Annotated in this window: 3 protein-coding genes; all 3 read right to left on the bottom strand. The window is 38.4% G+C overall.

Features of this window, described 5'->3' with window-relative positions; all coding sequences use genetic code 11:
* Positions 1-450: 450 nt before the first annotated feature.
* The gene (locus ACTRXH_RS15975; protein WP_474283025.1) at positions 451-771 is read right to left on the bottom strand and encodes a DUF3892 domain-containing protein; all 321 of its coding nucleotides are present in this window, start codon (positions 769-771) and stop codon (positions 451-453) included.
* Positions 772-993: 222 nt separating this feature from the next.
* Positions 994-1,314: a hypothetical protein gene (locus tag ACTRXH_RS15970; RefSeq protein WP_474283023.1), complete on the bottom strand. Its 321-nt coding sequence runs from the start codon at positions 1,312-1,314 to the stop codon at positions 994-996.
* A 526-nt stretch (positions 1,315-1,840) separates the two neighbouring features.
* Positions 1,841-2,683: replication initiation factor domain-containing protein (locus ACTRXH_RS15965; protein ID WP_474283021.1), on the bottom strand; the 843-nt coding region annotated here is incomplete at its 5' end.

Here is a 2,683-nt window from a genome sequence, read left to right as displayed (position 1 = left end):
TGACGGGGGTTGAGGTCTCCTATAACCGTCATCCGATCAAAAGAAATTTGGCTGAGGGGGTCGCGAACGCGCGGGTGAAACCGGCTATTAGAGGGACCGGTTATTTTTGGCTGCTGATTTTCGTCCATGTTTGATTCCTCCGTTGCTATTTTTTAGCAACAAAAAAGACACGAAAAGCAGACTAGATTTCCCCTGGAAATCAAATCAACTTCTCATGTCTTTGAGACCACCTACCGACGAACAAAACAATTCAAAAAAACCTCAGGACGTGGTATGATGACGTTGAAATGATTAGCAAAGGGTGAGTTTGCTAGTCATTGAAGCCATGAGTGTTTGCGCACTCGTGGCTTCTTTGCGTTTACGCACTTTTTTGTTAGACCCAGTGTAGCATACTTGGTAGCTTTTCCCATGATCTAATCTAATATTTGACTATGATTATAGAAACTACCTTTATGACTTTTCGGAGTAAGCTTCTAAACGTAGTAAGTTATTTTTACGTGAATCATCTGGAACAGAACGAACATATCGAATACCATTATTTTCACGAGGTTCCAATTCAGGATATGGTTCTATCTTAACTTTAATTTGAAAACCTTTTTCCCCATGCTCCTTAAGCCATTTATGAATAGTTTCTTTTGGATACCACCCATTTATTGGCTCATCTTTAATTTTCCAACTTTCATTCCTGTCAGATTCTAAACGAATCCTCACAATACTTTCTAAATCCTCAACATCTTCTTTCTTGAAGCTAATCCCCGTGGCATAAATCATTGAAAATCCCCCCTGTAAAAATACATTTAAAAACAAGTCGAATATACCATTCCCAAAAAGATTTATTCCAATTTCCTTTTGGTCATGAACCTTGAAGCCCTCACACTCCCCAAAGACAAGGCGAAGGGAAAAATTCGCCCTTCGGCCTGTCCTTGGTGAGCATACGTGAGGGCTTTTTTCATGACAAAAAGTTTTCTCGGCATAAAAAGTTGAGATCTATATTTAATTGTTCCAATCTTTTTCTATATCTCCAAACAACTTATCCATGAACTTATCAGTATGTTTATTAACATACTCGTCCTGTTCTTTTTTAGAATCAGCTTCTAGTTTACCTTTATAATATTCAAGATCAGCTTCTCTTTCGTTATATACTTCCTCTATCCTTCGCTTACTTTCTTCCTGTATTCTTTGAATTTCACGTTCAGCTTCATGTTTCATTCTTTTTAGTTCAACTTCAGCATTTTTCTTAGCCTTATAATAAGCAACCAATCCAGAAATTATTGCAGGAATAATTCCAATCAACAGCTGAAAAAATAAATCCAAAATTCATCACTCCAGTCGAATTATTTTTTAATATAAATAAAGTCTAATTCCCTAACCAATACCATAAAAGTAGAACAGTGGTATAAATAAAAACCAAAGATAGGAACAGAAAAAGAGCGCACTTACACACATACTTTTTATTCTAAAAATATGTTTGGGCGAACTCCCTTTGGTCGATCTTCTTGTTCGTTGTTCCAACGATAACCTGACGGACAAACAGCAAAAATAAAACACCCTACCTGTAATGCAATGAGCTCATTTTGGAACACATGCCCTGTAACGATTAAAAAATTGGAAGAGCATAAGGGAAAAATGATATCACTTCGTTCTATCCCTGGCAGTGCCAGGTTTTCAGAGTGATATCGTTAAAAATGCTTTTTGTGACACTTGTGAGACACTGCTGTGACAGTATTGAGTCACACAGACCCCTTTGTGACACTTGTGAGACAATAAAAACACCTTTTTTTACAGGATAGGTGCAAAAAGCATGCGATATAATCGCATGCTTTTATCATATGCTGGTGCATCAAATGAGCTTATTTCCTGTCCAATCTTCTAATTGCTGGCGAAGTCTTGGTGCTTCTTTTTTGATCGCTTGCTGAACAAAAACAGTTAAATCTTCACCTTCCATCTCACGAATTAATTTCTTATATTTTTTCCTAGAAGTCTCTCCTAGTTCAGACCATTTTCGTTTATCACTTAATAAAAAATGAACCATCGCTTGATTCTGAATATTATCAAGGCTATCAATGTCTGGTTGTTTGATAAGTAAATCATTCGCGACTGTTTCCCAGTGATCTACCATGTCCCGTTTGAGTTCAAACTCTAGCCTCCAGAGGTCCGCAGCTGTGATTTCTTGATCTGCATTATCCTTCCGTTCTCGTTTCTTGTCATACAAACGTATGTATCGCTGACTATCTCTAACACCGAAGTATTTCGTTTCTGGCTTATCATCTAATCCATAAAACACCGTGGACTTCCAACGGCTCTCAGAAGCCACATAAAAGCTGCTAAGGTCTTTCTCTATGTCCAAGGCTAAATCGAGCCGAGAGAAGCCCACATCGTTCATGAGACGTACGATATGCTTTACGAAGAAGTCACGGGCATCTTCCGAACAATGATTAGGGTTAAATTCAATCCGCATATTGCGCCGTTGACGAGACTGGCCTTTGAATTTGTCATACTCCAGGTAGAATAAATCATCATAAATTTTAGCCCGAACATAGTCCGTTTTAGTGTCTAAAACCGAAACATACGGATGAGAAGCTATAAATTGTCGAAATTCCTTAATATGACGGGGGTTGAGGTCTCCTATAACCGTCATCCGATCAAAAGAAATTTGGCTGAGGGGGTCGCGAACGCGCGGGTG

The sequence above is a fragment of the Marinococcus sp. LNHM5E3-2.1 genome (assembly GCF_056034365.1).
The sequence above is the reverse complement of the archived record's forward strand: the minus strand, read 5'-3'. Positions and strand labels throughout refer to the sequence as shown.